Raw genomic sequence first — 26219 nt, forward strand, 5'->3', positions numbered from 1 at the left:
AATATAAAAGAATCAAAATGCCAATTGTTGTTTGTAATAGAAGAAAATCAATTCAGAATATAGAAAAAGAATATCCGAATTGTCAAATAATAGATGTAACATCAAAAGCGACGGATGATTACGTAAAATTCAGTCCTTTTTATCCAATCGGAAATATTCCAATTCCTTTTACAGAGAATCGTTTTAGCGAATCTATTGAAGGAATTTGGCAAGGGCTAAAAGTGTTTAAAGATTACGGTATTGATGAGTCTAAGTTTTTGATAACAAATATGAAAAACTTAAAAAGAACGGTTAGAAATATGGAGGTGTTTTAGGTCATCAAAAAGGACTTGGCACTTCAGCAGAACTTTTAGACTATTACAATGCTAGAATCAATATATATGTTCCTTCTTATGAGTTTGTATTGAAAAATCATTTAAGTGATTTAATAACAGAATTAAAATCAATTTCTGCGACTAAAACACTAGTATTATTAGATTATGAGACGAATACTGATTTAACAAACATAAGTAAGCCGCTATCTCATGCAGGTCTTATTAAAAGTTTTATAGAGAATAATTAAAACTATATTAATATAAAAAAAGCCTTCTAAAATTTTTAGAAGGCTTTTGTGTATTATCTCTTTTTCTGCTGGCCTGGAGCGTAAGCTTTTGCACTTTTATCTCCATGCATTTTTTTGGCTTGTCCTGGTGGCATTTTTTTACCAGATGGAGCAGGGTGGTTATGAACGTGTGTATGTGTACTGCAGCTAATTACACTTAATACTAAGAATAAAAGGACTAGTGCTACGACAGCAATTCGGGTGATTTTTGATGTTTGCATTTTTTAGTTTTAATTATTTGAGGTATTGCAAATATAATCGAAATGTTACCCTTAGCTATCTTTAGGCCTAGTTTAAAATGAGTTCAAATAGTTTCTGGTCATTTTCTATTTTTCATAAACTCCATAAATGAAAATGCTTTCAGGCGCATAACTTCCATTGGTACAGTAAATAACAATTAGCTCATCGTTTTCTGAAATTTCAAATTGTCTAAAACTGGAAGTTTCTGTAAAAGCATAATAAACTCCATTTTCTTCTTTTATTTGAAAATTATATTTTGAAGATATTGATTCGAGTTCTTCCTTAGTATAGAATCTAAAGGTCGATAATACCTTCACATTTTCTTTAATAATATAAATTCTTTTATGGTTTAATTCTACATACGAATTACTCCAAATAGCGTAATCATCAGAACTAAACCAATCATAGTATTGATCGGCTACTTTATGCAGTCTTAAACCGTCAAAAAAAAAGTAATAGAAAGTTTTTTCTAATTCGTTTTTTAAATTCATTGTTCTGCGATGAGGTATTTTATAATTTTTTCGAATGTAAACGAATCTTATTCATATTCAAAAGTTTTTAACCCCAAGGATTATCTTTAAACAATGGATTAATAGGTAGAGGGTGAGGTAATTCTTTGCCAGCAGGAGGCATCCATTTCATAGTGTGCTCATTAAAAATGTACATATATGCTGAACCTACTACTATTTTGGTAAGAGCCTCAAAAGCATTATCTGAAACCCAGGTAAATTGGGGTATAAAGTCTATGATATAAAAATTGCCATTTCATCCATATGGACTGTGTTATTTTCGATTAATCCGGCAACATAATACAATGGTCTGCCAATCAATGTTGAATAATAATACTCAAGATTATCCTTTTTAAAATCAATTTCATCATTTATTCTATAAATCTTAAAATTATAGTATTCTACAACTTTTAGATTGCTAAAATGATCTATATCGATAGTCATTGTTTCTAGTTTATTTTCAGCATGAAGGGTCAGACCGCCAAATTCACAGTAAAAATCTTGAATCTTAGGAGGAAGTATTTTATAAAGAGGATTATTTTCAATTTCATTTTTTATGTTTCTTCCTTCATACCATCCTGCATTGATAAGTGCGTCTTTAAAAAGCTCTTTTTTATCCATAAACTATTCAATAATTATTTTTTCTATCTGTAAAACTCCATGTATAAAAAAGCCATAATAACCTCTATTTTCATGAACATCAAAAATTAAAAGATAAGTGTTCTGGCAATCTTTAAAATTACAAATCTGATACCTAAATGAAAATACTGCGTTTTGATCCTCCAAATATTCTAGTTTAACTATATTGTTTTGGGCTAAATCATGATTTGTTATCAGACCAGTTTCGATTAATGAGCTTAAAAAATTAGAGTTTTTAAAAGAGATAATAGCTTCATGCTTTATTCCTCCATTTCCGCAGTAGAAATTAAAATATACTTCAGAATCAGGAGATTCAATTGGAAACGATCTTTCGCCACCTAATTGTATTTTTTTTATAATTGAAATTTTGGTCATAATGAGTAGTCTGACTTTTAATTATCGCCTTTTTATTTTTGCAATTATTTCATCTGTCAGTAATGGAGATTCCCAAATGCCAAGAATATAAGTTACATCTTCGCCCAAACTATCTTCTCCGGCTCCTCTCGGCTGATAATCAAATTGCCAACGGTTAAATTCAATCATTAGATATTCTTTTTCATCCAATTCCATTAAAGTAATATAGCCTGGAACATCATATAGTTTATGTATTTTTAAAACGCTGTAATAATATCCTTTAGAATAGATGCTCTCTTCGATTTCAAATCCGTATGTTTTGGATAAAAACAATAATTCTTCTAATGAAAAATATTCATGAGAATCTCCAGATAAATCGCCAACTAACCTTTTTCTATAGTTTTTTTTCTCTGAATATTCTACTTCTAATATTTTTATGGAAGGTCTTATCAATTCTGTTTTTATTGAACTTATTCCTTCAATATCGTTTTCAAAATTTACAGATTGAATGCAGTAGAAGTTTTCTATTAGTTTCATTTAGAGAATTTGTCTTGAAATAAAAAAGTCTTCTGAAAATCAAAAGACTTATATTTTTTTTTAGCTAATAACACTGATCACAATAAATAAGATTACAAGTGCTATGACAGCAAATTTCATAAATTTTGATGATTGCATAATTGAAGATTTAAATTAGTTTATATCTGATACTAGCAAATATAATTTTTTATTTGAAACTAAAGCCCAAATAAATTGAAACAGGAAAAGTTTTAGAAATTTTAATTTTTATATTTCCAATACTTGTAATTTTCAGGAATCAGTTCTAAAAACTGAACTTGATTTTCTATAAAAATACCTTTCCAGCCTTCCATAATTCTATTTTCTAAAGACTGATCAAAGAAGTTGCTATAAAGCTTTTTATGGTCTAAATCAATGTACAAACTTGGAAGAAAATTATTATAAGTGCTTTTATTTAAATTGGAATATTCGGTTTTAAATGCATTATAAATACTTTCAAATTCAATTTTTAAAGGTTCTATTTCTTGTAAGTATTTATTGTTCAGAATTTCATTTTCCCAATCGTCTAAAAGCCACCATGAATTTTCTCCAAAATAAATAGATGGCTTATTGTCTAATTTGATAATTACAAATATTCCATCCTGAAATTTATTAAAATAAGAATTCATCATTTTACGAATTTGTATTTAGGGTAAAAAAAAGCTCCAGAAAAATCCAGAGCTTTTTTAATATATTTGATAGAAAGACTATTCTTCTTTCATGGTATGATAAACGTTCATTACGTCATCATCTTCTTCGATTTTCTCGATCAATTTCTCAACATCAGCAATTTGAGCTTCCGTTAATTCTTTAGTGATTTGCGGAATACGCTCAAAACCAGAAGATAAAATTTCTAAACCTCTATTTTCTAATTCTTTCTGTAAAGCACCAAAACTTCCAAAAGGAGCATAGATTAAGATTCCGTCTTCATCTTCAAAAACCTCTTCAGCACCAAAATCGATAAGTTCTAATTCTAATTCCTCAGCGTCGATACCATCTTTTGCAATTCTGAAGTTGCAAGTGTGGTCAAACATAAACTCAACAGAACCTTGAGTTCCCATTGTTCCGTTGCATTTGTTGAAATAACTACGAATATTAGCTACAGTTCTGTTATTGTTATCAGAAGCAGTTTCAATTAAGATTGCAATTCCGTGAGGAGCGTATCCTTCAAACAAAATTTCTTTATAGTTAGCAGTATCTTTATTACTTGCATTTTTAATCGCGCGCTCCACATTGTCTTTAGGCATGTTGGCCGCTTTCGCATTTTGTATAACAGCTCTTAATCTAGAATTGGCATCTGGGTTTGGTCCACCTTCTTTAACAGCCATTACGATATCTTTACCAATTCTGGTAAACGTTTTGGCCATTGCAGACCAACGTTTCATTTTTCTTCCTTTTCTAAATTCGAACGCTCTTCCCATTTCTAATTTTTAGTTTTGTGATGCAAAAATAAGGTTTTCCTAATTTTTACAAAAACAAAATTGTTCTTTTTTGTTTCAGGTTTCAGGTTTCAAGTTATTTAGTTTGTGTTGAATTTAACCGCAAAGTGCGCAAAGGTTTACGCAAAGCACACAAAGAAATTTTTAAGTTAAGTTATAAAATAAAAAAAGTTCACAAAGCTATATAAATAAAACCTTGCGAACCTTGCGTAAACCTTTGCGCACTTTGCGGTTAAACCTGAAACCTGATATAAAACCATTATTTACTAATTCCATTAAACTCATTAATGATATTTACGGCTTCGTTGAGGTACGGATTTGTTTTAAGATTGTCCATTTGATATTGATTAATCGTTTTATCATTTGGATAAGCGCCTAGAAGAAACTGATTAACGCTAGAATTGTACACATCAAGCGGATTATTTTCATCATTAAAAGTATTGATCTCTGTCCAAAGTGCACCTAATGTCTTTTTCTGCTTGAAAACCGAATCTAATGTCATTGGAATTTCGGCTTTAGGAGCATTCACAATCTGATCTATTTTAAGATTAATCTTTTTAATGTTATTGAAAAAATAATTGTCTGATAATCTCGCCGAGCTGTTTTTAGCAATTTTGTCTATCAAATTTCGCTTTACATACGTCTTGTATTTTAAGAACGGTTCGATGCTGTCGTTTTTTATCGCCGTAGGAAAGTCGCTTTCTTTTTGGTAAATATCTTCGTAAAATTCAGGTAGCACAACATCTGGCTTTACGCCGATATATTGATGACTTTTGCCCGTAATCCTGTAAAATTTATTGATCGTAATTTTTAAGAAATCGGTATTTTTATCTTCTTCAAGCGGAAGAATAGTCTGCATTGTGGCTTTTCCGAGGGTATTGCTTCCCAGCAAAAGCGCACGGTTATAATCTTGCATAATAGAAGCAAAAAACTCGCTTGCTGAAGCCGTGTTGCTATTTACCAAAACTACAATAGGACCACGATAAATAACGCCTTTAAAAGGATCGTTAATTACAGATTTCTCTTTTTTATTATCTATTACAATAGAAAGCGGACCGTAATCTACAAACATTCCAGCCAGTTTTATAGCTTCTTCCATAGAGCCGCCGCCATTGTCAATAAGATCAATAACAAGTCCTTGTATGCTATCTCTTTGCAGTTTAATAACCTCGCGCGCCACATCATCTGCACAGCCTTTTCTGCTATTGCCATCAAGATCGGCATAGAAACTCGGAATTTTTATATATCCAATTTTACTGTCTTTACCAATGATGAAACTGAAAACAGAATTTTCTTCATCTTTCATCATTTGTTTTTCAATATAAACATCAAAATTTTTGCCCGAATTGCGTTTTAAAGTAAGCGTAATATGCTTGTTGTTTTCAGATAAAATCATGGAAGATATAGACTCCAAAGAAGCACAAGAAACCTGAAGTGTTTCTTTCTGATTGGAAATCGAAATAATCTGATCTCCTTTTTTTATTTGTCCCGTTTGATAAGCCGGCCCGTTTGGATCTACCTCATCGATAATAATTTCGTTTTTCTCGTTGAGGTTTACCGTCATTCCAAGTGATAAATGTTCTTTGGACAAAGAAGCAACAAAACTCGTTTTTGAATCATCGCTAAAATAAGCCGTATGAGGGTCAAAATAGGTGCAGAAGAAATTATATAGTTTTTCTTCCTGTTTCGTATTAGAGTCTATTAGCGAATTAAAACGACAGATCTCATTTGTAACGATTTGATTTTTAGAAGCCTGTTCAATAGATTTAAAATTAGTTTTTAAAGAATCAAGATTATCGCTCGTTTCAACAATATCATCCAGAATTTGATAACGCAGTTTTTTTACCCAAACCTTTTCTAAATCTTCTTTCTTCAAATAAAAAGCAAAAGATTTTTTATAAAAACGGATGGTATCTTTCTTCGTATAATCAATCGGAATGGTCTGAATTTTTTCTAAAACTTTTTTAGTGCGTAAAAGGCCGTTGATGTAGGTAGCTTTAATATCGGTAAGAAAACTGCAGTCGTTCTTTAAAATTAAATTGTCGAGATTGTAACGGTATTTCTGAGCCAATTCGTCATATTCGCTCTTGAAGAAGATATTGCGTGAAGGATCAAGTTCGTTAATAAGATTGTCAAAAACAAACACAGAAAGACTGTCATCAACTGGTTTTGGCCTTAAATGTTCTGCCTGAATAAGCGCATTTATTTTGTTTAATATTTCACAAGTTTCTGCGCTGTTCTGACCAATGGATATAGTTGATGTCAGCAAAAAAAGGAGTAGTGAAATCTTTTTCATAAATGGAAATTCATGGGTTCATGATTAAAGTTACACTAATTTTTTTACAAATTGTAGGTTTTTTAGCAAAATATCGACAATGAAAAGTTTTTAATCGTTAAACGAACGCACACCAAATAATTTAACTCGAATTTGCCTATTTTGAAGAAAAAAAAATGCGTTACAATCGTAACGCATTTTTAAACTATAAAGTCAAAACTTATTTCTTGTAAAACGGTAATTTAACCACTTTTGCGGGAACATCATTTTTTCTAATTCTAATAAAAATATCGCTGTCAACCCCACTATTTGCAAGGGTTACATATCCTAAACCAATTCCTTTATTCATAGAAGGAGACATAGTTCCAGAAGTTACAATTCCGATTACTGCTCCAGAACCATCAACAATTTCGTAATCATGTCTTGGCACAGCACGCTCCTGCATTTCAAAAGCAACTAATTTTCTTGTAACACCAGCTTCTTTTTGTTTTTTAAGCGCTTCAGAATTGGTAAAATCTTTTGTGAATTTCGTAATCCATCCTAAACCAGCTTCAAGTGGAGAAGTTGTGTCGTTAATATCATTTCCGTAAAGACAGAATCCCATTTCAAGACGTAAAGTATCACGAGCCGCAAGACCAATTGGTTTAATTCCGTAAGAAGCACCCGCTTCAAAAACCTTATTCCAGATTTGCTCTACTTCGCTGTTTTTGCAATAAATTTCAAATCCTCCAGAACCAGTATATCCTGTAGCAGAAATAATTACATGTTCGATTCCAGCAAAATCACCAACTTCAAAATGATAATAAGCAATTTCAGATAAATTTACAGAAGTCAAAGCCTGCATAGCTTCAACCGCTTTTGGACCTTGAATCGCCAATAAAGAATAGTCTTCGGAAATATTCTTCATATCAACTCCCAAATCATTGTGAGAAGAAATCCAGTTCCAGTCTTTTTCAATATTCGAAGCATTTACAACTAGTAAATACTGCTCTTCTTTCATTTTATAAATAATCAAATCGTCAACAATTCCGCCTTCATTATTTGGAAGACAAGAATATTGCGCTCTTCCAATTGTCAAAGTAGATGCATCGTTTGAAGTCACTTTCTGAATCAAAGCCAAAGCATTGGGACCTGTCAACAAAAATTCACCCATATGCGAAACGTCAAAAACTCCTACGCTGTTACGAACCGTTTCGTGTTCAGCATTAACCCCTTCATAAGTAATAGGCATATTATAACCAGCAAAAGGAAGCATTTTCGCTCCTAAACCTTCATGTATGTGCGTAAGCGCAGTATTTTTCATTGTGTTGTTTTATAAAATTGTTTTGCAAATCTATTCAAAAAATATCAAATTTGAATGTCTTAAATTATAAATTTCGCAATAATTAGGAGCTATTTCCTGCTATCCGCTATATCTTTTTGTTTTTAAAGAAAAAACAAAAAGGATATCGCTACAAACGAAGTTCACTGAACTCCTATAAAAAATAAAAATATGGTGAAGTAATCAGGGCTAGGGCTAACAGTTTCAAAAGAACAATCATGATTTCGATTTTTTATGTAATTTTATTATATAAAAGTATTCAAATGAAATCATCGTATTTAATTACAAAAGAAGAGATTCTGAAATTATACAAACCAATAGATTCCAAAGCACATAAAGGAACACAAGGTCATGCGGTGATTATTGCCGGAAGTTATGGCAAAATAGGAGCAGCGGTTTTAGCTTCAAAATCCTGCCTAAAAACAGGCTGCGGACTCGTAACAACTTTTGTACCCAAATGCGGTTATCAAATACTTCAAATTTCCATTCCAGAAGTGATGGTGGCAACTGATGAAAATGTGAATTTTATAACCAATATTCACCTGCCATTAATTCCGCAAGCAGTTGGAATTGGCCCAGGAATAGGAAAGGAGCTCGGAACACAAAAAGCTTTATTTGAGTTTTTAAGAGTCAATAAAGCCCCTTTAGTTCTCGATGCAGATGCGTTGAATATTATTTCAGAAAATTTATCTTGGTTAGAATTAGTTCCAGAAGACACGATTCTGACACCCCACCCAAAAGAATTAGAACGTTTGATTGGAAAATGGAATTCAGAAGCTGAGAAATTTCAAAAAACAATCGCTTTTTCAGAAAAATATAAAGTCATTGTAGTTATGAAAGGCGCACCAACCTACATTATCAATAGAACTTCGGTTTACGAAAACACAACAGGAAACGCAGCTTTAGCAACAGCGGGAAGCGGCGACACTTTAACCGGAATCCTCACCAGTCTTCTAGCACAAGGCTACGAACCCAAATACGCCTCAAAATTTGGTGTCTACCTCCACGGACTAACAGCCGATTTAGCTTTGTCCAAAACAGGTTATGAGTCTTTTACAGCTTCTACTATTATTAAGTACTTAGGAAAAGCTTTTCTTGAATTAGAAAATTAGAGAATTAGTCAATTTGATAATTAGCTGTACGTTTTGTCATCCTGAGGAACGAAGGATCACACAAGAAACTCCGCGCAGTAACATAAAGTATTCGCCAATCTTTGTCGAGCTCCTAGTGCGATCCTTCGTTCCTCAGGATGACAAAAAATGAGAGTAAATCTGCCAAGATCTGCTCAAATCTTTTTGAATCTGCGTGAAAGGAAAAATCTAAAATCAAAAATCATTAAGTTTGTAATATCAAAGATTAGAAACTTAGCAACTCAGTTTCTTAGCATCTTTGAATCTTAAAAAAAATGAAAAACTTCGATCTCAGAACGGTAAACGTCATGCGATATATAACGCCACTGCGCGAAGGCGGTTCTTTACCCGCTTTGGCAGAAGCCGATGACGATTTTAAATACGTATTAAAATTTAGAGGAGCCGGACACGGCGTAAAAGCCCTTATAGCCGAATTAGTTGGCGGACAAATAGCAAAAGCCTTAAAATTACAATTGCCAGAATTAGTATTCGCTAATCTTGACGAAGCTTTCGGAAGAACCGAAGCCGATGAAGAAATTCAGGATTTACTGCAAGGAAGTCAGGGATTAAACTTAGCGCTTCATTTCTTATCTGGCGCTATAACTTTTGATCCTGCTGTGACCACTGTCGATGCTAAATTGGCTTCACAGATTGTTTGGCTAGACGCTTATATTACAAACGTAGATAGAACTTTCAAAAATACCAATATGCTGATTTGGCATAAAGAATTATGGCTGATTGATCACGGTGCATGTTTGTATTTTCATCATTCTTGGAACAATTGGGAACAGCATGCTAAAAGTCCGTTTGCGCTGATAAAAGATCACGTTTTATTGCCACAGGCTTCACTTTTAAAAGAAGTTGATGCCGAGTTTAAAGCGATTCTTACGCCAGAAATTTTAGAAGAAATTGTAAATACGATTCCGTTAGACTGGCTGCAATGGGAAGATGCAGACGAAACTCCTGAAGGATTGCGAAATGTTTATTTGCAGTTTTTAAAAACAAGATTAGAGAATTCAGAAATATTTGTAAATCAGGCTCAAAATGCAAGATAATCACTTATACGAATATGCTGTGATTCGTGTTGTGCCAAGGGTAGAACGCGAAGAATTCCTGAATATCGGAATCATTTTGTTTTGCAAAAAAGCCAAATTTATAAAGGTTCTTTTTCATTTAAATAAAGAAAAAATACAAGCCCTTTCTTCTGATTTTGACATCGAACAATTAGAATGTAACCTGACTTCTTTAGTAAAAATCGCCAACGGAGCAAAAGACGGCGGTCCAATTGCTGAGTTTGAGATTCCAGAGCGTTTTAGATGGTTAACCGCAATTAGAAGTTCGGCCATTCAAACTTCAAGACCTCATCCGGGTTTGAGTCAGGATTTGGAGAAAACCATTCAGCGCTTGTTTGAGGAGTTGGTGCTTTAAAAAAGGTACTGAGGTTCTAAGATGCTAAGGTTTTCTGTAGAGATGTGTTGTAGTGTGCAACATAAGATTTTTAGCCACAGATTAATAGGATTAAAATGATTTTTGTTTCACGCAGATTTTGCAGATTCAGGCAGATTTAATTTATAAATATCTAATTTTAAATCTGCTTCAATCTTTTTAAATCTGCGTGAAAAATCTTTTCATCTTCCCTGCAAACAATTATTAGGATTACGAGATTAAAAAAAAACTTAGCGACTCTGCGACTTTGCGAGATTAAAAAAACTTAGTGTCTTCGTGCCTTCGTGGCAAATAAATAAAAAACCACGAATTGCAATAAATGCAATCCGTGGTTCTAACTAAAAACTAACTTACTTTTTATTCTAATTCAATTTAAAAAGAGCCACAAACATTCCCACCTAAAGTAGGTCCTGCATTTGCAGAAATATCAGCTTTAACCGCAGTTTTAGCCAATTTTACGATGGAGTAAGGCGGAGTAAAAGCAGTACCGCTTCCAGCCTGAGTTCCTGTTACATTTGTAAATACGTTATCAGTAGAAGTAACGGCAGTAAAACCAGACATTAAATCGATTGGATTTTTTACACCTTCAAAAACATTGCTTTCTACGCGAATATTAGCTTCAAAACCTGCTGCAACACATTTGTTGCTTACGGTGCTGTTAAATAAACTGTTTACAATATGCACTTTTCCAAAACGAACTCTTGGCATTCTTTCTTTACAGCCTGGAGCCCACCAGCATCTTGCAAAAGTAATTCTCAATTTACCGCGATCACCAGTTGCACCATCACTTGAACCAATTAAATTTGAATATCTATGGTCATCTGATCCACCAGATCCACCTGCTTTTGGAGGTTTTAGGTAGTGGAATTTAGAATACGTAACCGAGATATAATCAGATTTGTTTTTGATGTCGAAGTTTCCATCAACACCATCTCTAAATTCGCAGTGATCTACCCAAACGTTTGTACATTCGTCAAGGATTGCATTATCCCATCCGTCAGTGTCATAAGCGCCTGGACCTTCAAAAATCAAGTTTCTGATGATGATGTTTTTACATCTTTTAATGTTGATGATTCCAGAACCATCTTTGGTTTGATTTGTCGAAACCAATTTTGCTCCACTTGCTCCATAAATTGTTTTTCCAGTTTGATCTTGAAAAGACAATCTTGTTGTAATTGTGATCGTTCCAGAGACTTTAATCACTTTTACAGAAGTGTTCTCAATAGCCGCTTTCAATTGAGCATAAGTAGTAACTGTAGTTTCAGCAGCAGAGCCACCACCAGTTGTACCTCCGTTTTGAGAAGCCCATCCTGGAACCTCAGCGCAGTTTCCGATTTTACCCGTTGGGTTGGTTGCAGCTGTTTCAACGGTTGTTTCATTGCTTTGAATCCCTGCTTCTGTGTTTGAAGCGATTTCTTCAGAATTACATGCTGTAAATCCGAAGATCAATGCTGCAGCGAACATTGAAAGTTTTGATTTTAAGTTCATAATAAGTTTGGTTATTTAAAAAAAGTTTAACAGGGCAAAACTCAGTATTATTTGTAGGAAAAAAGTTGAACAAGTTCAAACTTTTACAAAAAAATCTACGAAATGTGTTTTTTTAACACTTGTAAATTTACAAAAATGCACAAATAGCGTATTTTTACGTAATCGATTACATTGGTTAAGCCCCTAATTAATGATGAAGCGATAACAAACTTATTCCTTAAACAAAAACCACAAAAAAATGTACAACCTACTAAGAAAAAACATTGAAAGGAAAATTCCGCTCACGGATGAAGAATGGGACATTATTGTCTCTAAAGCCGAATTGATAAAGCTGAAAAAGAATCAGTTTTTGCAAATTCAAAATTCTCAGAATAGTTATGAGGGATTCATTTTAAAAGGATCATTTAAAACCTACATTCTAAACGAAAACGGAACAGAAACGGTTATTTTCTTCTCTTTCGAAAATGAATGGATGTGTGATCTAGAAAGTTTCTACCACCAAAAGCCCACAACGTACAACATTAAAGCCATTGAAGACAGTGAAATAGTGGTCATCAATAAAATGCAAAAAGCGTATTTGTTTGCTGTAATTCCGAAACTTATTAAGTTTCATGTCCTGATGATCGAACGAGCCAATGTTGCCATTCAGCAGCGGCTTTTAGATGTGCTCAACAAAACCTCAAAACAGCGTTATCTTGATTTTAAAGAGCGTTATCCGCAAAAGGTAAGTTCTATAAATAATAAGAATCTTTCGTCGTATTTGGGTGTTTCGCACGAGTTTCTTTCGAAGATAAAAAGAACAGTTTCTTAGTTTTTGAGGTTCAAAGTTGCAGAGATTCAAAGTGACAAAGGTTTTTCTGGAGAGACGCACTGCGGTGCGTCTAGGAATTTGCCACAGATTAAAGAGATTAAAATGATTTTTGTTTCACGCAGATTTTGCAGATTAAGGCAGATGTAATTTAATAAATGATCTATTTTAAATCTGCTTAAATCTTTTTAAATCTGCGTGAAAATCTCTGCGTCTTTGCGAGATTAAAAAACTTCCCGCCTTTGTGTCTTCGCGGCAAAACGACTTAAAAACAAAGAATTAAAAATCCAATATCCCAAACAAGCATTCATTAGAAAAATGAAGCATTATATTTTCTTTTTCTTCATTTTCAATAACCAATAAATCATAAGGTTCTAGATTATATGGTTTCTCATCAATTGTAATAACTGTTGAACGCAAAGAAAATAAAATTACTACGTCAGCATTACAATTCTGATTACTATTAGTTACTTCCAGTTTATGATGGGATATTTTTTCAGAAACCATCCAATTAAAATCAGTGCCTTTTGTATAAGAAGTCACATTATCATCGGAGTTAAATTCCATGATTTCATATTTCTTGTATGTTTTCTTTTCTTTGTTTACCTCAACTTTTAAGTCTTTATCAAGCATAACCAGGTATCGATAATAGCCTTTAAATTTGGTAAACTCTGAAGACACTTCCTCTATTGTAGCACTGCTTATTCTAAAACCAAAATCTCTACCGGCATAAATGGCTGTTTTTGGAAAGATCATATATTCGTATGTCAATCCGCCACTCCAAATAGAGGGTTTAGTGTTTTTTTTAGAGAAAAGCTGTATGTTCATTTATTGAATATTTTAATAATTTAGCCTCATTTTTTGTCCTCCTGAGCGAAGTCGAATGATTATAAGTAGCTCGACAAAGAAAAAAACTTTGCTGAATAGCTTGGCGATCCTTCGACTTCGCTCAGGAAGACAAACCGTATAAAAAAAACTTCGCGTCTCTGCTCCCGATAGCTATCGGGATTGCGAGATTTAAAAAAAAATAGCGAATCTCTGCGTAATTCTTTGCGAATCTTTGCGGTATAACCCTACAACACTTTCTCCAAATAAATAAACTCCAAAGGAACTTCAGAAACTGTAACATGAATTTCACTTTCAGGGAAAGCCTCACGTTTTCCAGTATCTACATAACCATGACGTTTGTACCACGCTACAAGCTCTTCGCGAACCGAAATAACCGTCATAATGATACTCGATAATCCCAAAGATTTTGCATGATTTTCGGCTTCTGCCAACAGTTTTTTCCCGATGCCGCTGTTTTGAAGTTCTGGCGAAACCGTCAGCATTCCTAAATACAATTGATGCACTTTTTCGACCAATAAAACCGAACCGATAATCTTGTCATTCTCTGTAAATTTCAGAATCGTATTTTTTGGATCAAGAAAGATTTCGGTCATTTCTTGTTCGTCGGTTCTTTTTCCTTCTAGTAAATGCGCTTCGGTTGTCCAGCCTTTTTTTGAGGTTTCGCCTCTGTAAGCGGAGTTTATTAAGATGGTTAATGCGGGAATGTCTTCGATTGTTGCTTTTGTAATCATGTTAATCTGTATTATAAATAGAAATGATTTCCAGTTTTAATTGGAAAATATATGAATTGTCACCAGCGTTAACTGGAGAAACAAAATTACATTAGAAAATGTCTTTCGGTTCAATTATCGTTTAATATTCTTTTGTTTGCGATTTATCAAATAACAATAGGTTAAATGAGATGTTAAAACTAATACCAAACCAATGTTCCAATAGATTTCAAAATAGGCAAAGGCATTGTATAAACAAAAAAATGAATTTTTGGTTTCATCTACAATTTGAAAATGAAGAGGAAAAACAAATAAAAAAAGCATTAGAAAAATAGATAGGACGGTAAGACGGCCATATTTTATTTTATAAAAGTCAACTACTCCGTAAGATAACATTTGCATGATTAATATAATTACAAAAAATCCTTCCATTTTTATTTAAGTTTTTATGTACGATTATATTCTTTTTACTTTCAAAAATTTATTAAATGTAGGGAAATATTTAAATAAAAATTCTTGAAATTTGTATAGATCACAAAATCAATAAAGTATGGGCAGAATACATTTATTTGAGTTCGAAGACCAGCAATGGCTTCCAGAGTTTATTAGAAATTACATGACCGATTTTTTGCAGTTTCTTTCGAATAAAACAGCCATGTATAAAGGCATTGTTCCTATAATTGAAAAAGCTTTAAAAGAAACCCAAACCAATCAAATTATTGATCTCGCATCAGGTGGCGGTGGCGGACTGATTTGGCTGAATAACGAATTGCGAAAAAACAATCCCGATTTAAAAATTCTGCTGACCGATTATTTTCCCAATATTCCCGCATTCGAACATACACAAAAACAAGCCGATAATTTCGATTTTGTAAAAACCTCTGTTGATGCCAGAAACGTTCCTGAAAACCTAAAAGGACTCCGAACGCAATTTTTATCCTTTCATCATTTTAAACCCAAAGATGCACAGAAGATTCTGCAAAATGCGATTGATAGTAATAGTTCCATCGCGATTTTTGAAGGGCAGGAGAGGAGCGTTCCGAGTATTGTAGCGATGATACTGTCGCCGATTTCTGTTTTGCTGACAACGCCTTTTATTAGACCTTTTAAAATTGGCAGAATTATTTTTACGTATCTGATTCCAATTGTGCCCATTTTGGTTTTGTGGGATGGTGTGGTTTCTTCTTTAAGAACCTATTCTGTTGAAGAAATGAACGAATTGATTTCTAAATTAAATAATAAAGAAAGTTTTAATTGGGAAGTTGGAAAAGTAAAATCTGGACCCGCAAAGATTTTGTATTTGTTGGGAACAAAGAAGAACTAATTATTTTTCTGTGATTCAATCAAATCTAAACGATTTTTGATTCGTTCAATAATATCTAAATCATTGTCCCCATGAATATCTCTAATATTATAACTTGGATTTCTAGGATCAGTAGTTTTCTGAAATTCATTAATATTAAGATTGAACAATGCCTGTCCAAATCTCTGAGTTGGATTTTTTTCCAAATAAGATTCAAGTAACTCAAGGATAAGTTTATGCTCTGGTTTCATCTGTATTATTTTTACTTAAATCTTCAAAAAATTGTATTGGATCATTTAAAAATCTTGTAGCATTCGAGGCTTTAATACTTTTGAAAATATCGTGTAAATTTGGTTGGAAAATTTCTCCCTTCAAGTCAATTAAAATCAATTGATTTTTTTTGCAGAGATCTAAAACGGATTGCAAAACTTCTGTAATGTTGGAAGATTTTCTAAGATCAATTCGAAATTGAAAACTTTCAATTTTTGCTTTATCATCGATTAAACAAATACAAGCATCATTATCTTCCTCATCATTTCCATTTCCTTTCCAATTCAAATAAGTATCATTCCCCCAATTTGCCTTTGGAATAATTTGATCAAGCTCTGAAATGATTGAAGAAATGTCACCATTAAAATTTTTCCAAAAAACATCAGTCTCTGGTAGAAATTTTGTTTTGTTATTTTTAAATATACATTCGTAATTGCTATCAATAGAATCTTTAGGAACTACGATTAAAAGGTATTGCCAAACTGCCATTTTAGGATAAGATTAATAATTGGTAATTATTCTAGAGCTGGCTAATATAGAAATTATGAAAATAGTATCTTACAAAAACAGCTTTCTTTTTTTACCGAAACTCATGCTGTGCGAAGTCTCGTAACTTCGTACACGCTTCTATATTCCGTTCCAATATATTGTAATTTGCGTTGTGGCTAATTGGAACGGGTGCGAAGTCGGGAGACTACGCACAGCGATTGTAATACTTCGTAGAACGGGTTTACACTGATTAAATTAAAAAATCCTTATAATCCGCGCTATCGGAGCAACTTTTATTAATAACGGTGTTCCGTGATCGATCTTGCAAAATTGTCTGCTAGTGTTAGTCATGAAGCACTTTATACAACTCATCCAACAATTCCATTTCATCAGAAGGCAAAAGCTGTATCGCGATTTCAAGAAGAAGCATAACATCAATGGCAGTTTTAGAATCTTCCTGTTGAAGCGTGTTAATACTTGTTCTTAATAGCGAAATAATGGTTTGCATTAATTCGTTGTAACACGATATCGTCATTTTGGTTTTAAAAGAGTTTCTGTTCTTTTTACTGGGTTTTAATTGTGTAAAATAGTTAACTCTGGCTGCAAATTCTAAAAAATCGGTTATTGATAATTTACTTGATTCTGTCATGGCTTATAGTTTTAATTGATGTAAAAATCTTACTTTTGTATGATTAGCGGCAAGTAAGCCAGAGATTTTGAGTTACAAAAATATTTACGTTTGTATATCACAAATGGACTTAGTTTTTTACAAAAATCTATTTTTCCTTAAGAATTTTAAATATCTTTGAATTATGAGTACAGCAACAAAACCAAAACATATCGGCAGAAATATAAGCCGTATCAGAGAGCTTAAAGATATGAAGCAGGATGCACTGGCACTGGCTTTAGGGATAAGTCAGCAGATGGTTTCGAATATTGAAAACAGCGAAACGGTTGAAGAACCAAGACTAAGTGAGATAGCAAAAGCTCTTGGTGTTTCTGTTGAAGCAATTAAGAACTTTTCGGAAGAAGCGGTTTTTAATATTATTGGAAATACTTTTCAAGATCAAAGTGCAGTTTACAATTGCAATTGTACTTTTAATCCTTTAGATAAAGTTGTTGAACTTTACGAACGTTTGGTGCAAGCTGAAAAAGATAAAGTTGAGTATTTGGAGAAATTATTGAATGGGAAATAAACGTTTTTAAACATATATTAATTGTAAAAAAGAGATCTTAATAAAGATCTTTTTTTATGCTTTTTTCTTATGCTGTGCGAAGTCTCCCGACTTCGTACCCGTTCCAATTAACCACAAAGCAAATTACAATACATTAAAACGGATATTAGGAGCGGGTACGAAGTCGGGAGACTTCGCACAGCGATCGTAATACTTCGTAGAGCGGGGTAGATTGTTTCAAAAATATATTTTAATATTGATCAATTTCTATAATCTCAGTAGCAGCATTTGGTTTACCTGGAATATTTAAATCGATAAATTTTATTGCTAAAGAGTTTCCTTCCTTGATATAACCCCATCTGTTCCAGCCTTCTTCAAAGTTATTTACAGAAAGATAGAATTCTTTATTATTATCATTTTTAGCAAACATAAAAGTTGACATCCCATATCCTTTATCTTCAGGAATGTGATAAACTTTTACAATTTCATAACCATCGGCAACTAATTCCTCAATATGTTCCTTATCATAAACATTTTCTGTTTTATCTGAAATAAACCATTTTACACTATGTATAGGATTGTCTTTTATCTCGCAGTTATATAGTTTAGTTATAAATTCTTGATTTTCAGGACTATTAATCGTTTCGTTCCTTAGCTTCGAAATGATGTTAAAATAATGAATAGACACAAAATTTAAATAGATATTTATAATATTGTTTGAATATTTATATGAAGGATTAATTATAAAAATTAATTCTTTAATAATTTTATTTGATTCAACACACGCTGTTTCAAAATAAGTTTCACTTGTAAAAATATGATGAAAAATATTTAGAATTTCAATAATGATATTTTCTATACTTTCAGAAGAATTATATTTATGTTCTATTTTTCTTTTAAGGGCTGTCGCTCTAGAAATACCAAGAATGCCAGACCAAAAATCTTCAGATTTCCAATTACTTGTCTTATCTATAATTTTGTCATATTCGCCCAAATAAATTAGTGATAAATAATAAAGTTTAATTACTGTAAAACTAAATTTTTTATTTGCTGTATTTGGATTATGAAAATTGTGATCAAGTAAGTATTCAAAATATGGTACTGCATCTTCATAGTCATTGTTTTGAAAATATCTGATTGCAATTGCTAGTTTTATTCGGGGAGAATCTGAAAGGAAATAGTCAGCTTTTAAAAGATAGTTCAATTCATTAGGAGTATCTTTAAGAGCTTTAAATATCCTTGAAAAATGAAATAAAATTAAAGCATCATTGTTTTTATATCTAATTATTTCATTGAATCTATCTTTAATTGCTATTAATTCAGGATGATTAGAGAATTGACCATCTGTTTTTCCTATGCATTTGTTAAGATCAGCTATGAGGCTATATGTTGAACTATCAATGTTTTCAGGAATATACTCATCATCAAATTCCGATAATCCTAATTGTTTAATTCTTGTCGATTGTTCTAATATTTTACTTTTTCGTCTTTTTATGTCTTCGGTTATATTATTTCTAACCTCGATATTTTTAGGATTAGTTAAAAGTAGATCTCGAATTGAATCGCTTAATTTATATGAATCATTACCGAATTCATCAGTACTACGAATAATTAAACTAGTTTTAGCTAATTCATTAATTGATTCAATAATTTCATCTTTACTTATACCAATGAAATCCATTAAATCTGATTTATTTGGATTTCCTATAGCGTAAATAGCTTCCAAAATTGTTATTGAAGTGGATTTTAATGATTCAATTAGATTTTTGTAAGAGAATGATGCAATATCCTTTTGAGATTTGTTTATGGAGTGCGAGATATCGCCACCTTTTAAGTACAAATCAATTGTTAAACGAATCGCTAAAGGATTATTATTAGCAGTATCTGCGATCTTTTCTAAATCTTCAAGTTTGAAATCGACAACTCCTCTTTTTTTAAGATAATTTCTACTTAAATTAACTGCATGTCTTTTAACCAAAGGCTCAATAGGAACAGTTGTTGCGGAATCGATTGATATTCTGCTTGTTACTAAAACTCTCCATTTTAAAGGTAGTGATTGGTTAAATTCTATAAATTCTTTTTGAGAATCAATTAACAAGGTTTCTAAGTTATCAATACAAATTAAGATTTTTTCATCTTCTAATTTTTCTTGAGCATCTTCAAATGAATTAAGTTGAAATTTTGAATAAATTTTTTTTAAATCCTTTAAGATTGATTCTTTTATCTGTTCAATACCATTTAATGCATCAATAGCTTCTATACCATTTACTGTTAATTTTTCATTTTTAAGCGTGCAAAATATGATAGAACTTAATTTTGAAGACCATGCAGGACTAAGACTTAAATCTTTTAAATATTGTAAAACTAAAGCAGTTTTACCAATCCCACCTGGTGCCACAATAGCAATTAGATTGTTTCTCTGCTTAGATAACACACTTTCTAAATCTTTAAATTCTTTATCTCTTCCTAATAAACCTGTAATTTCATGATCGAAGGAAGAAGGAAGGGTATTTGGGATGGCCCAATTAACATTATCTAACCACTCATCAGGAGGTATATTTAAGTTTTCCTCAATCGCAGAATTTAAAGCATTTCGAACAGAAGTTAAATTTAGTTTCTCAATTAGAGGATCACTAGCAATTGTGGCTGCTCTAAACCAATATGAATCAGGGAAGGGTCTGTTAGGATGACTTACCGCGTTTCGTATATTAAATATTCCTAAAATAGAGCAAAGTTGCTTTAATTCAATCATATGTAAATTTAAACTGGTTCCTTCAGTTATATTTATTGCAAAATTGAAAATTTCATCAAGATAACTTGCTTCAATTATTAAATTAAAATCTCCTTTGCTAATTTCATTTCCTCTACTTTTTTCTCTTTCAACAATAGAATCAAAAGAAGTTTCAGGAATTGTATTTATTTGCTCATTATCCATGATGTAATTACCTAAAGATAGCTCAAGTTCATATACGATCATAGCAGTTTTTATTCTTAATTTTTGAGTATAATCCATCTATCTTTTTAGTTAAAAATTTTGATTAATAATGAGTAAATAATTTAAAAAATTGAGTAAATTTTCATGTAATTCTTTTTATTTTTATCAAACATAATAATTTTACTTACAAAAAACTAATTCCATTTATAAATAAAAAGACCACTAATTACATCAAAATAAATCTGTGTAATTAGTGGCATATAAAATTTATAAAGAAAACAAATATTTACCCCAAAAACGCCTTCAATTCCTCATAAGTCTTAATCTTCACACTAACTTTATCCTCATTCATAACACTTTCAATTTGTGTTGGAATTGGAAGCGTAATTCCCAAAGCAGGTTCAACTACATCTAAGAATTTAATAGGATGTGCTGTTTCTAAGAAAATACCAATAGCGTTCGGGTGTTTTTCTAGTTCTTTTTTCAAACCTAAATAACCAACAGCACCGTGCGGTTCTGCAATGTAACCGTCTGTATTGTAGATTTTCTTTAGCGCTTCAAGCGTTTCTTCGTCAGTATAACTATAAGAAGAAAAGTCTTTTTCGAAAGCTTTTAAGTCGTTATTGTATAATTCCTGAATTCTAATAAAGTTACTTGGGTTTCCAACGTCCATGGCGTTAGAGATTGTGGCTTTAGAAGGTTTCGGGTCGTATTTTCCGTTTTCTAAGAATCTTGGCACGGTGTCGTTTACGTTTGTAGAAGCAACGAAATGTTCAATTGGCAAACCTAATTTCTTTGCCATAATTCCAGCGCAGATATTCCCGAAGTTTCCGCTTGGGCAAGAGAAAACTAAAGGTTTGTTTTGGCTTTTCAACGCTTTGTAAGCAAAGAAGAAATAAAACATTTGCGGTAACCAGCGCGCAATATTAATAGAATTTGCCGAAGTCAGGTTTTTGTGCGCTAAAGTTTCATCTAAAAACGCTTTTTTCACCATATCCTGACAATCGTCAAAAACACCGTCTACTTCAAGCGCTTTAATGTTTTGCCCTAAAGTAGTCAATTGTTTTTCCTGAATATCGCTCACTTTTCCTGACGGATATAAAATAACAACATCAACGCCGTCAACGCCTAGAAATCCGCTGGCAACAGCTCCACCTGTGTCTCCAGAAGTGGCTACTAAAACCGTGTTTTTAGCGTCTTTTTTATCTTTATTGAAATAGCCCAGACAGCGTGACATAAATCGTGCTCCAACGTCTTTAAATGCCATTGTTGGTCCGTGAAATAATTCTAGCGAATAGATTCCGTCTTCGACTTTCACAACCGGAAAATCAAAAACTAAAGTTTCGGCAATGATTTCTTTTAGTTTTTCTGCAGGTATTTCGTCACCAACAAATTGTTTTATCGCTTCAAAAGCAATTTCTTCGTGGCTTAAACTTTCGATTTTATCAAAAAATGAAGGATCAAGCGGTGTTATGCTTTTTGGGAAATATAATCCTTTGTCAGTTGCTAATCCTTGTATAACAGCTTCTTGAAAAGAAACTTTTGGGGCATTATGGTTTAAACTGTAGTATTTCATTTCTAAATTTTAGATTTTAGATTTTAGATTTTAGATTTTAGATTTTTTGGAGAGTAAATACCAATGCTAAAATTCCAAAATCCAATGGTTTGTGTTTTTAACCGCAAAGAGCGCAAGGAATTGGTTTCTTTTGAAAACGCAGAGTTCGCAAAGCTTTGTGGTTATTTAAATTGTTTTTTTATTTCAATAGTTATTTTTAAGCATTTTTGTCATTTCGACGTTAGGAGACCCGAGCGTTAGCGAACAGGCGAAGCAAATCTTCGTAAGTAACTCCGCAACGTTAATCCAATCTTTGTCGAGCTTCTCGTGTGATCCTTCGTTCCTCAGGATGACAAACTGTGCGGTTATGACAAACTGCAAGGTTATGTATTGTGTCTATACTTTGCGTGGGCTTCGACGGAGTTTATCCTGAGGAACGAAGGGCTCAGCCTGACAAACTTTGTCTTAATACTTAATTCTTTGTACTTAATACTCTTCTACAAAATTCTTACACCATCAGGATTTATCTTCGAAACATGAATCTCATACGGTAAATTCATTTTTTCGTAAACGTCGCTCATGGCTTTTGCGATTTGGTCGGCGGTTTCTTTTCCTCTGCTTAAAGCGAAAATTGACGGGCCAGAACCTGAAATTCCAGAACCTAAAGCGCCGTTTTCGTAAGCCGTTTGTTTAATTTGATCAAAACCTGGAATTAAAACACTTCTTAAAGGCTCAACAATTTCGTCATGAAGCGAACGCCCGATTAATTCGTAATCTTTAGTGTAAAGACCTGCAACTAATCCGCCCACATTTCCCCATTGCATAATGGCGCTTTTTAGGGAAACATTTTGTTTTAAAACCGAACGAGCGTCAGATGTTTTCAATTCAATTTGCGGATGAACCACTGTTGCGTACAATTCCTCTGGACTATCAATTCTGATAATATCAAGTGGTGCATAACTTCTTACTAAAGTAAATCCGCCTAAAAGGGCAGGAGCAACGTTGTCGGCATGCGCGTTTCCGCTGGCCAGTTTCTCGCCTTGCATCGCAAACTGAACTAAATCTTTACGAGAATATGGTCTTCCTAATAATTCATTAATTCCGAAAACCGCTCCGGCAGAACTTGCAGCACTGCTTCCGATTCCGCTTCCGGCTTTTATATTTTTATAAATTTCGATTTCAAATCCAAAATCTAATTCATCTAAAGTTTCTAACATTGCCAAAGCCGCAACTCCAGAAACGTTTTTCTCGGTTTCCAAAGGCAAATCGGCACCTACAATTTTAGTGATTCGAACTCCTTTTTGATCGACTTTTCGAACAATCATTTCATCGCCCGCATTGTCTAAGCAAAGTCCGAGTACGTCAAATCCGCATGAGAGGTTGGCAATAGTTGCTGGGCAAAAAAGTTTAATTTCCATTTCTAAGGTTCTGAGGTTCTAAGATGCTAAGATTCTAAGGTTTCTATAGCAACTTTTTATTTTTTAGTTTCTAAGGTTTCGAGATTCTAAGAGGCTAAGATTAGTTTTGAAAAAAACTCAGAACCTTAGCATCTTAGAACCTTAGCACCTTTAAATATTCCCTATTCTAATTACATCTGCAAAAATTCCCGAAGCTGTTACTGCTGCTCCTGCACCGGCTCCTTTGATCAATAAAGGCTGATCTACGTAACGATCTGTGTAGAACAATACGATATTATCTTTTCCTTCTAGGTTGTAGAAAGGATGATCTTTTGGAATGAATTGCAGACCTACGCTTGCTTTTCCGTTTTCGAATTGCGCAACGTATTTCAATCTTGAATCTTTGGCTAAAGCTTCTTTATAAATACCTTCAAAATGAGCAGCGTGTTTGATTAACGATGCGAAAAAGTCTTCGTTGTTTGTTGTTGCTAAACACTCTGCTGGCAGGAACGATTCGTTTGCAATGGCGTCAATATCCATTTCGTAACCGCTTTCGCGAATAAGAATCAGGATTTTACGAGCTACGTCGATTCCGCTTAAGTCAATTTTTGGATCTGGTTCTGTGAAACCTTGAACTCCCGCTTCTTTTACCACATCGTGGAAAGAATTATTTTCGTCAAAATTGTTGAAAATAAAGTTCAAACTTCCAGATAAAACCGCTTGAATTTTATGCACTTTATCTCCAGATGCAATTAGATTTTTTACTGTATCAATAATTGGCAATCCCGCACCAACATTCGTTTCAAACAAGAAAGGAGCATTGTATTGGCGAGATAAGCTTTTTAATTTTTTATAATTGTCGTAAGCAGAAGAACAAGCAATTTTATTGCAAGTTACAACTGCAATACTTTCTTTTAAGAACTTTTCGTAAGCTTCAGAAACCGTTGCATTTGCAGTAATATCTACAAAAATACTGTTACGTAAATTCAATTCTTTGGCTTTTTTAATGAATTCTTCAATACTCGCTGGTTCACCTTCGCTTAAAGCGGCATCCCAATTTTTTAATGAAATTCCGTCTTCATCAAATACCATTTTTCTTGAGTTTGATAAAGCAATTACGCGAACATTAATCTTTAAATTATCTTTTAAGAACTTTCTTTGATTGTGGATCTGTTCGATGAATTTTTCTCCCACATTTCCAACTCCCATTACAAATAGGTTCAGCTGTTTTGTGTTTTCTTCAAAGAAGTTTTCGTGTAAAGTATTCAATGCTTTTTTAACATCTCTTTCGTTAATTACAGTCGAAATATTTCTCTCAGAAGCACCTTGCGCAATGGCACGAATGTTTACGTTGTTTTTTCCTAAAGTCGAGAACATTCTTCCGCTTAAACCTTGGTGGTTTTTCATGTTTTCACCCACCAAAGCAATAATGCAAAGATCTTTTTCTACATAACAAGGATCGATTTTGTTCTGCGAAATTTCGATTTCAAAAGCTCTGTTAATCGCAATTTCAGCATTATCAGCATCCGAATTCAAGATTCCGATACAAATTGAATGCTCAGAAGAAGCCTGAGTAATAAAAATTACGTTGATTTTTTCTTGAGACAATACTTCAAACAAACGTCTAGAAGAACCTGCAACTCCAATCATTCCTGGACCTTCAAGTGTAAGAAGCGAAATATGATCGATATGGCTGATTCCTTTAACGACAGTATCTTTAGATTGAACATGACTAGAAATTAAAGTTCCCTCAGCTTCTGGCTCAAAAGTATTTTTGATTAAAATTGGAATATTTTTTCTTAAAACAGGCTGAATGGTTGGCGGATACAACACTTTTGCACCAAAATGCGACAATTCCATCGCTTCCTGATACGAAATGTTTGCAATTGGCTGTGCTTGTTTTACAATTTTTGGATTTGCAGTAAACATTCCGTTTACATCAGTCCAGATTTCCAGTTGTTCAGCATCGATTGCTCCCGCGATAATGGCCGCAGTATAATCAGATCCGCCGCGCCCTAAAGTCGAAGTGATTCCGTCTAAAGTTTGCGCAATAAATCCTGGAAGAATATTTATTTTTGATTTATTCGAAGCGAAATATTCCTGAATTAACTGATTCGAAACTTCAAAGTTTACCACAGCTTTTCCGAAGTTACTATCCGTTTTAATCAATTCACGGCTGTCTTTGTAAACCGCATCTTTTTCAGTTTGCTGAAATGCCTGAGCAATGATAAAGGAAGAAAGCAATTCTCCAAAACTCAAAATGGTATCGGCAGTTCTTGGAGATAATTCACCTAATAAGAAACATCCGTCTAGTAAAGTCTCTAAATGGTTAATGATTCTTTTTACATGACTCAACAAACTGCTTTGCTCGCTTACCGGAATAAGTTCTTTTAATGTATCAAGGTGTTTTTTCTCGATTTCGGCAACCACTTCTCTAAAGCTTTCGTCGTTTGCAGCTGCTTTTGCCGCTGCCAATTGCAGTAAATCAGTCACTTTGCTCAGGGCAGAAACTACAACGACTAATTGGTCTTGTTTTGTTTTTTGGTTAACAATTTCGAGAACGAGTTTTATATTTTGAGCATTGGCAACCGAAGTTCCGCCAAATTTTAATACTTTCATTTTGTTTGATATTTTTTAATAAGGTGCAAAGATTTTGAGTAACAAATGTTCAAAGGTTATCAACTGCGAACTGAAACTGAAAACTGCAACTATTTTTTTTTCTTTGTAAATG

At 33.1% G+C, this 26219-nt stretch carries 25 protein-coding genes and 1 pseudogene; 7 read left to right on the forward strand and 19 right to left on the reverse strand.

Annotated features, from left to right (window positions below; translation table 11 throughout):
- The first annotated feature begins 17 nt into the window (after positions 1 to 17).
- Positions 18 to 562, forward strand: a pseudogene (locus SOM12_RS24135) (DUF6939 family protein).
- Between the two features lie 53 nt (positions 563 to 615).
- Here SOM12_RS24135 and SOM12_RS03750 read toward each other — a convergent pair.
- From SOM12_RS03750 to gcvT, 9 genes are all read right to left on the reverse strand, one after another.
- Positions 616 to 822, reverse strand: a complete 207-nt coding sequence (locus SOM12_RS03750; protein WP_095930891.1) for a hypothetical protein — start codon at positions 820 to 822, stop codon at positions 616 to 618.
- 105 nt (positions 823 to 927) lie between these two features.
- Positions 928 to 1332: a hypothetical protein gene (locus SOM12_RS03755; RefSeq protein WP_320492432.1), complete on the reverse strand. Its 405-nt coding sequence runs from the start codon at positions 1330 to 1332 to the stop codon at positions 928 to 930.
- A gap of 252 nt (positions 1333 to 1584) precedes the next feature.
- Complete coding sequence (locus SOM12_RS03760) at positions 1585 to 1971, reverse strand: SUKH-3 domain-containing protein (protein WP_320492433.1); 387 nt, start codon at positions 1969 to 1971, stop codon at positions 1585 to 1587.
- A gap of 3 nt (positions 1972 to 1974) precedes the next feature.
- Positions 1975 to 2364 carry a hypothetical protein gene (locus tag SOM12_RS03765; RefSeq protein WP_320492434.1) on the reverse strand — a complete coding sequence of 130 codons (390 nt, stop codon included), beginning with the start codon at positions 2362 to 2364 and terminating at the stop codon, positions 1975 to 1977.
- Positions 2365 to 2385: 21 nt separating this feature from the next.
- Positions 2386 to 2880: a hypothetical protein gene (locus tag SOM12_RS03770; RefSeq protein ID WP_320492435.1), complete on the reverse strand. Its 495-nt coding sequence runs from the start codon at positions 2878 to 2880 to the stop codon at positions 2386 to 2388.
- 239 nt (positions 2881 to 3119) lie between these two features.
- On the reverse strand, positions 3120 to 3530 hold the full coding sequence (locus SOM12_RS03775; protein WP_320492436.1) for a hypothetical protein: 411 nt from the start codon (positions 3528 to 3530) through the stop codon (positions 3120 to 3122).
- A gap of 75 nt (positions 3531 to 3605) precedes the next feature.
- Positions 3606 to 4319, reverse strand: a complete 714-nt coding sequence (locus SOM12_RS03780) for a YebC/PmpR family DNA-binding transcriptional regulator (RefSeq protein ID WP_012024626.1) — start codon at positions 4317 to 4319, stop codon at positions 3606 to 3608.
- 277 nt (positions 4320 to 4596) lie between these two features.
- The gene (locus SOM12_RS03785) at positions 4597 to 6633 is read right to left on the reverse strand and encodes a S41 family peptidase (RefSeq protein ID WP_320492439.1); all 2037 of its coding nucleotides are present in this window, start codon (positions 6631 to 6633) and stop codon (positions 4597 to 4599) included.
- A gap of 199 nt (positions 6634 to 6832) precedes the next feature.
- The gene (gene gcvT / locus SOM12_RS03790) at positions 6833 to 7915 is read right to left on the reverse strand and encodes a glycine cleavage system aminomethyltransferase GcvT (RefSeq protein WP_320492440.1); all 1083 of its coding nucleotides are present in this window, start codon (positions 7913 to 7915) and stop codon (positions 6833 to 6835) included.
- A gap of 281 nt (positions 7916 to 8196) precedes the next feature.
- Here gcvT and SOM12_RS03795 point away from each other — a divergent pair, with 281 nt between their 5' ends.
- From SOM12_RS03795 to SOM12_RS03805, 3 genes are all read left to right on the forward strand, one after another.
- A complete protein-coding gene (locus SOM12_RS03795) occupies positions 8197 to 9045 on the forward strand; it encodes an NAD(P)H-hydrate dehydratase (protein ID WP_320492716.1) in 849 nt (282 codons plus the stop codon).
- Positions 9046 to 9338: 293 nt separating this feature from the next.
- Positions 9339 to 10118 (forward strand): HipA family kinase, encoded by a 780-nt coding sequence (locus tag SOM12_RS03800; protein ID WP_091491137.1) that lies wholly within the window; start codon positions 9339 to 9341, stop codon positions 10116 to 10118.
- Positions 10108 to 10491 carry a DUF3037 domain-containing protein gene (locus tag SOM12_RS03805; protein WP_248726265.1) on the forward strand — a complete coding sequence of 128 codons (384 nt, stop codon included), beginning with the start codon at positions 10108 to 10110 and terminating at the stop codon, positions 10489 to 10491. Before SOM12_RS03800 ends, SOM12_RS03805 begins: the two co-directional genes overlap by 11 nt.
- A 390-nt stretch (positions 10492 to 10881) precedes the next feature.
- Here SOM12_RS03805 and SOM12_RS03810 read toward each other — a convergent pair whose 3' ends face one another.
- Positions 10882 to 11997, reverse strand: a complete 1116-nt coding sequence (locus tag SOM12_RS03810; protein ID WP_320492442.1) for a pectate lyase family protein — start codon at positions 11995 to 11997, stop codon at positions 10882 to 10884.
- A 238-nt stretch (positions 11998 to 12235) separates the two neighbouring features.
- Between SOM12_RS03810 and SOM12_RS03815 the strand changes: the two genes are divergently transcribed.
- Positions 12236 to 12808, forward strand: coding sequence for a Crp/Fnr family transcriptional regulator (locus SOM12_RS03815; protein ID WP_229352141.1), 573 nt, complete (start codon positions 12236 to 12238; stop codon positions 12806 to 12808).
- 276 nt (positions 12809 to 13084) lie between these two features.
- On the opposite strand, the gene SOM12_RS03820 is transcribed toward SOM12_RS03815, so the two are convergent.
- Together SOM12_RS03820 and SOM12_RS03825 are read right to left on the reverse strand one after the other, a co-directional pair.
- The gene (locus SOM12_RS03820; RefSeq protein ID WP_320492443.1) at positions 13085 to 13633 is read right to left on the reverse strand and encodes a HutD family protein; all 549 of its coding nucleotides are present in this window, start codon (positions 13631 to 13633) and stop codon (positions 13085 to 13087) included.
- A gap of 245 nt (positions 13634 to 13878) precedes the next feature.
- Positions 13879 to 14385 carry a GNAT family N-acetyltransferase gene (locus SOM12_RS03825; RefSeq protein ID WP_320492444.1) on the reverse strand — a complete coding sequence of 169 codons (507 nt, stop codon included), beginning with the start codon at positions 14383 to 14385 and terminating at the stop codon, positions 13879 to 13881.
- A gap of 529 nt (positions 14386 to 14914) precedes the next feature.
- On the opposite strand from SOM12_RS03825, the gene SOM12_RS03830 reads away from it, so the two are divergent.
- The gene (locus tag SOM12_RS03830; RefSeq protein ID WP_320492445.1) at positions 14915 to 15688 is read left to right on the forward strand and encodes a hypothetical protein; all 774 of its coding nucleotides are present in this window, start codon (positions 14915 to 14917) and stop codon (positions 15686 to 15688) included.
- Here SOM12_RS03830 and SOM12_RS03835 read toward each other — a convergent pair.
- The 3 genes from SOM12_RS03835 to SOM12_RS03845 form a co-directional block, all read right to left on the reverse strand.
- Positions 15685 to 15918 (reverse strand): hypothetical protein, encoded by a 234-nt coding sequence (locus tag SOM12_RS03835; protein WP_320492446.1) that lies wholly within the window; start codon positions 15916 to 15918, stop codon positions 15685 to 15687. The genes SOM12_RS03830 and SOM12_RS03835 overlap by 4 nt on opposite strands.
- Positions 15902 to 16426, reverse strand: a complete 525-nt coding sequence (locus SOM12_RS03840) for a hypothetical protein (RefSeq protein ID WP_320492447.1) — start codon at positions 16424 to 16426, stop codon at positions 15902 to 15904. The genes SOM12_RS03835 and SOM12_RS03840 overlap by 17 nt, the downstream gene beginning before the upstream one ends.
- A 343-nt stretch (positions 16427 to 16769) precedes the next feature.
- Entirely contained in the window at positions 16770 to 17075 is a 306-nt protein-coding gene (locus SOM12_RS03845) for a hypothetical protein (protein WP_129748557.1), read from the reverse strand.
- Positions 17076 to 17238: 163 nt separating this feature from the next.
- Between SOM12_RS03845 and SOM12_RS03850 the strand changes: the two genes are divergently transcribed.
- Entirely contained in the window at positions 17239 to 17622 is a 384-nt protein-coding gene (locus SOM12_RS03850) for a helix-turn-helix transcriptional regulator (protein ID WP_320492448.1), read from the forward strand.
- Positions 17623 to 17851: 229 nt separating this feature from the next.
- On the opposite strand, the gene SOM12_RS03855 is transcribed toward SOM12_RS03850, so the two are convergent.
- The 4 genes from SOM12_RS03855 to thrA form a co-directional block, all read right to left on the reverse strand.
- A complete protein-coding gene (locus SOM12_RS03855; RefSeq protein ID WP_320492449.1) occupies positions 17852 to 20614 on the reverse strand; it encodes a hypothetical protein in 2763 nt (920 codons plus the stop codon).
- Between the two features lie 208 nt (positions 20615 to 20822).
- On the reverse strand, positions 20823 to 22112 hold the full coding sequence (gene thrC, locus SOM12_RS03860) for a threonine synthase (RefSeq protein ID WP_320492450.1): 1290 nt from the start codon (positions 22110 to 22112) through the stop codon (positions 20823 to 20825).
- A 476-nt stretch (positions 22113 to 22588) separates the two neighbouring features.
- Positions 22589 to 23509: a homoserine kinase gene (locus SOM12_RS03865; protein ID WP_198857192.1), complete on the reverse strand. Its 921-nt coding sequence runs from the start codon at positions 23507 to 23509 to the stop codon at positions 22589 to 22591.
- A 150-nt stretch (positions 23510 to 23659) separates the two neighbouring features.
- Positions 23660 to 26107, reverse strand: coding sequence for a bifunctional aspartate kinase/homoserine dehydrogenase I (gene thrA / locus SOM12_RS03870; protein WP_095930869.1), 2448 nt, complete (start codon positions 26105 to 26107; stop codon positions 23660 to 23662).
- Positions 26108 to 26219 lie beyond the last annotated feature (112 nt).

It is taken from the genome of Flavobacterium sp. CFBP9031 (assembly GCF_034044945.1).
Lineage (GTDB): Bacteria > Bacteroidota > Bacteroidia > Flavobacteriales > Flavobacteriaceae > Flavobacterium.

Coding starts and splice junctions, on each gene's coding strand:
- SOM12_RS03815 (WP_229352141.1), top strand. CDS start 12,236: ATGTACAACCTACTAAGAAAAAACATTGAAAGGAAAATTCCGCTCACG.
- SOM12_RS03785 (WP_320492439.1), bottom strand. CDS start 6,633: ATGAAAAAGATTTCACTACTCCTTTTTTTGCTGACATCAACTATATCC.
- SOM12_RS03855 (WP_320492449.1), bottom strand. CDS start 20,614: ATGGATTATACTCAAAAATTAAGAATAAAAACTGCTATGATCGTATAT.
- SOM12_RS03830 (WP_320492445.1), top strand. CDS start 14,915: ATGGGCAGAATACATTTATTTGAGTTCGAAGACCAGCAATGGCTTCCA.
- SOM12_RS03780 (WP_012024626.1), bottom strand. CDS start 4,319: ATGGGAAGAGCGTTCGAATTTAGAAAAGGAAGAAAAATGAAACGTTGG.
- SOM12_RS03850 (WP_320492448.1), top strand. CDS start 17,239: ATGAGTACAGCAACAAAACCAAAACATATCGGCAGAAATATAAGCCGT.
- gcvT (WP_320492440.1), bottom strand. CDS start 7,915: ATGAAAAATACTGCGCTTACGCACATACATGAAGGTTTAGGAGCGAAA.
- SOM12_RS03765 (WP_320492434.1), bottom strand. CDS start 2,364: ATGACCAAAATTTCAATTATAAAAAAAATACAATTAGGTGGCGAAAGA.
- SOM12_RS03800 (WP_091491137.1), top strand. CDS start 9,339: ATGAAAAACTTCGATCTCAGAACGGTAAACGTCATGCGATATATAACG.
- SOM12_RS03865 (WP_198857192.1), bottom strand. CDS start 23,509: ATGGAAATTAAACTTTTTTGCCCAGCAACTATTGCCAACCTCTCATGC.
- SOM12_RS03810 (WP_320492442.1), bottom strand. CDS start 11,997: ATGAACTTAAAATCAAAACTTTCAATGTTCGCTGCAGCATTGATCTTC.
- thrA (WP_095930869.1), bottom strand. CDS start 26,107: ATGAAAGTATTAAAATTTGGCGGAACTTCGGTTGCCAATGCTCAAAAT.
- SOM12_RS03805 (WP_248726265.1), top strand. CDS start 10,108: ATGCAAGATAATCACTTATACGAATATGCTGTGATTCGTGTTGTGCCA.
- thrC (WP_320492450.1), bottom strand. CDS start 22,112: ATGAAATACTACAGTTTAAACCATAATGCCCCAAAAGTTTCTTTTCAA.
- SOM12_RS03795 (WP_320492716.1), top strand. CDS start 8,197: ATGAAATCATCGTATTTAATTACAAAAGAAGAGATTCTGAAATTATAC.
- SOM12_RS03825 (WP_320492444.1), bottom strand. CDS start 14,385: ATGATTACAAAAGCAACAATCGAAGACATTCCCGCATTAACCATCTTA.
- SOM12_RS03845 (WP_129748557.1), bottom strand. CDS start 17,075: ATGACAGAATCAAGTAAATTATCAATAACCGATTTTTTAGAATTTGCA.
- SOM12_RS03820 (WP_320492443.1), bottom strand. CDS start 13,633: ATGAACATACAGCTTTTCTCTAAAAAAAACACTAAACCCTCTATTTGG.
- SOM12_RS03750 (WP_095930891.1), bottom strand. CDS start 822: ATGCAAACATCAAAAATCACCCGAATTGCTGTCGTAGCACTAGTCCTT.
- SOM12_RS03755 (WP_320492432.1), bottom strand. CDS start 1,332: ATGAATTTAAAAAACGAATTAGAAAAAACTTTCTATTACTTTTTTTTT.
- SOM12_RS03775 (WP_320492436.1), bottom strand. CDS start 3,530: ATGATGAATTCTTATTTTAATAAATTTCAGGATGGAATATTTGTAATT.
- SOM12_RS03840 (WP_320492447.1), bottom strand. CDS start 16,426: ATGGCAGTTTGGCAATACCTTTTAATCGTAGTTCCTAAAGATTCTATT.
- SOM12_RS03760 (WP_320492433.1), bottom strand. CDS start 1,971: ATGGATAAAAAAGAGCTTTTTAAAGACGCACTTATCAATGCAGGATGG.
- SOM12_RS03835 (WP_320492446.1), bottom strand. CDS start 15,918: ATGAAACCAGAGCATAAACTTATCCTTGAGTTACTTGAATCTTATTTG.
- SOM12_RS03770 (WP_320492435.1), bottom strand. CDS start 2,880: ATGAAACTAATAGAAAACTTCTACTGCATTCAATCTGTAAATTTTGAA.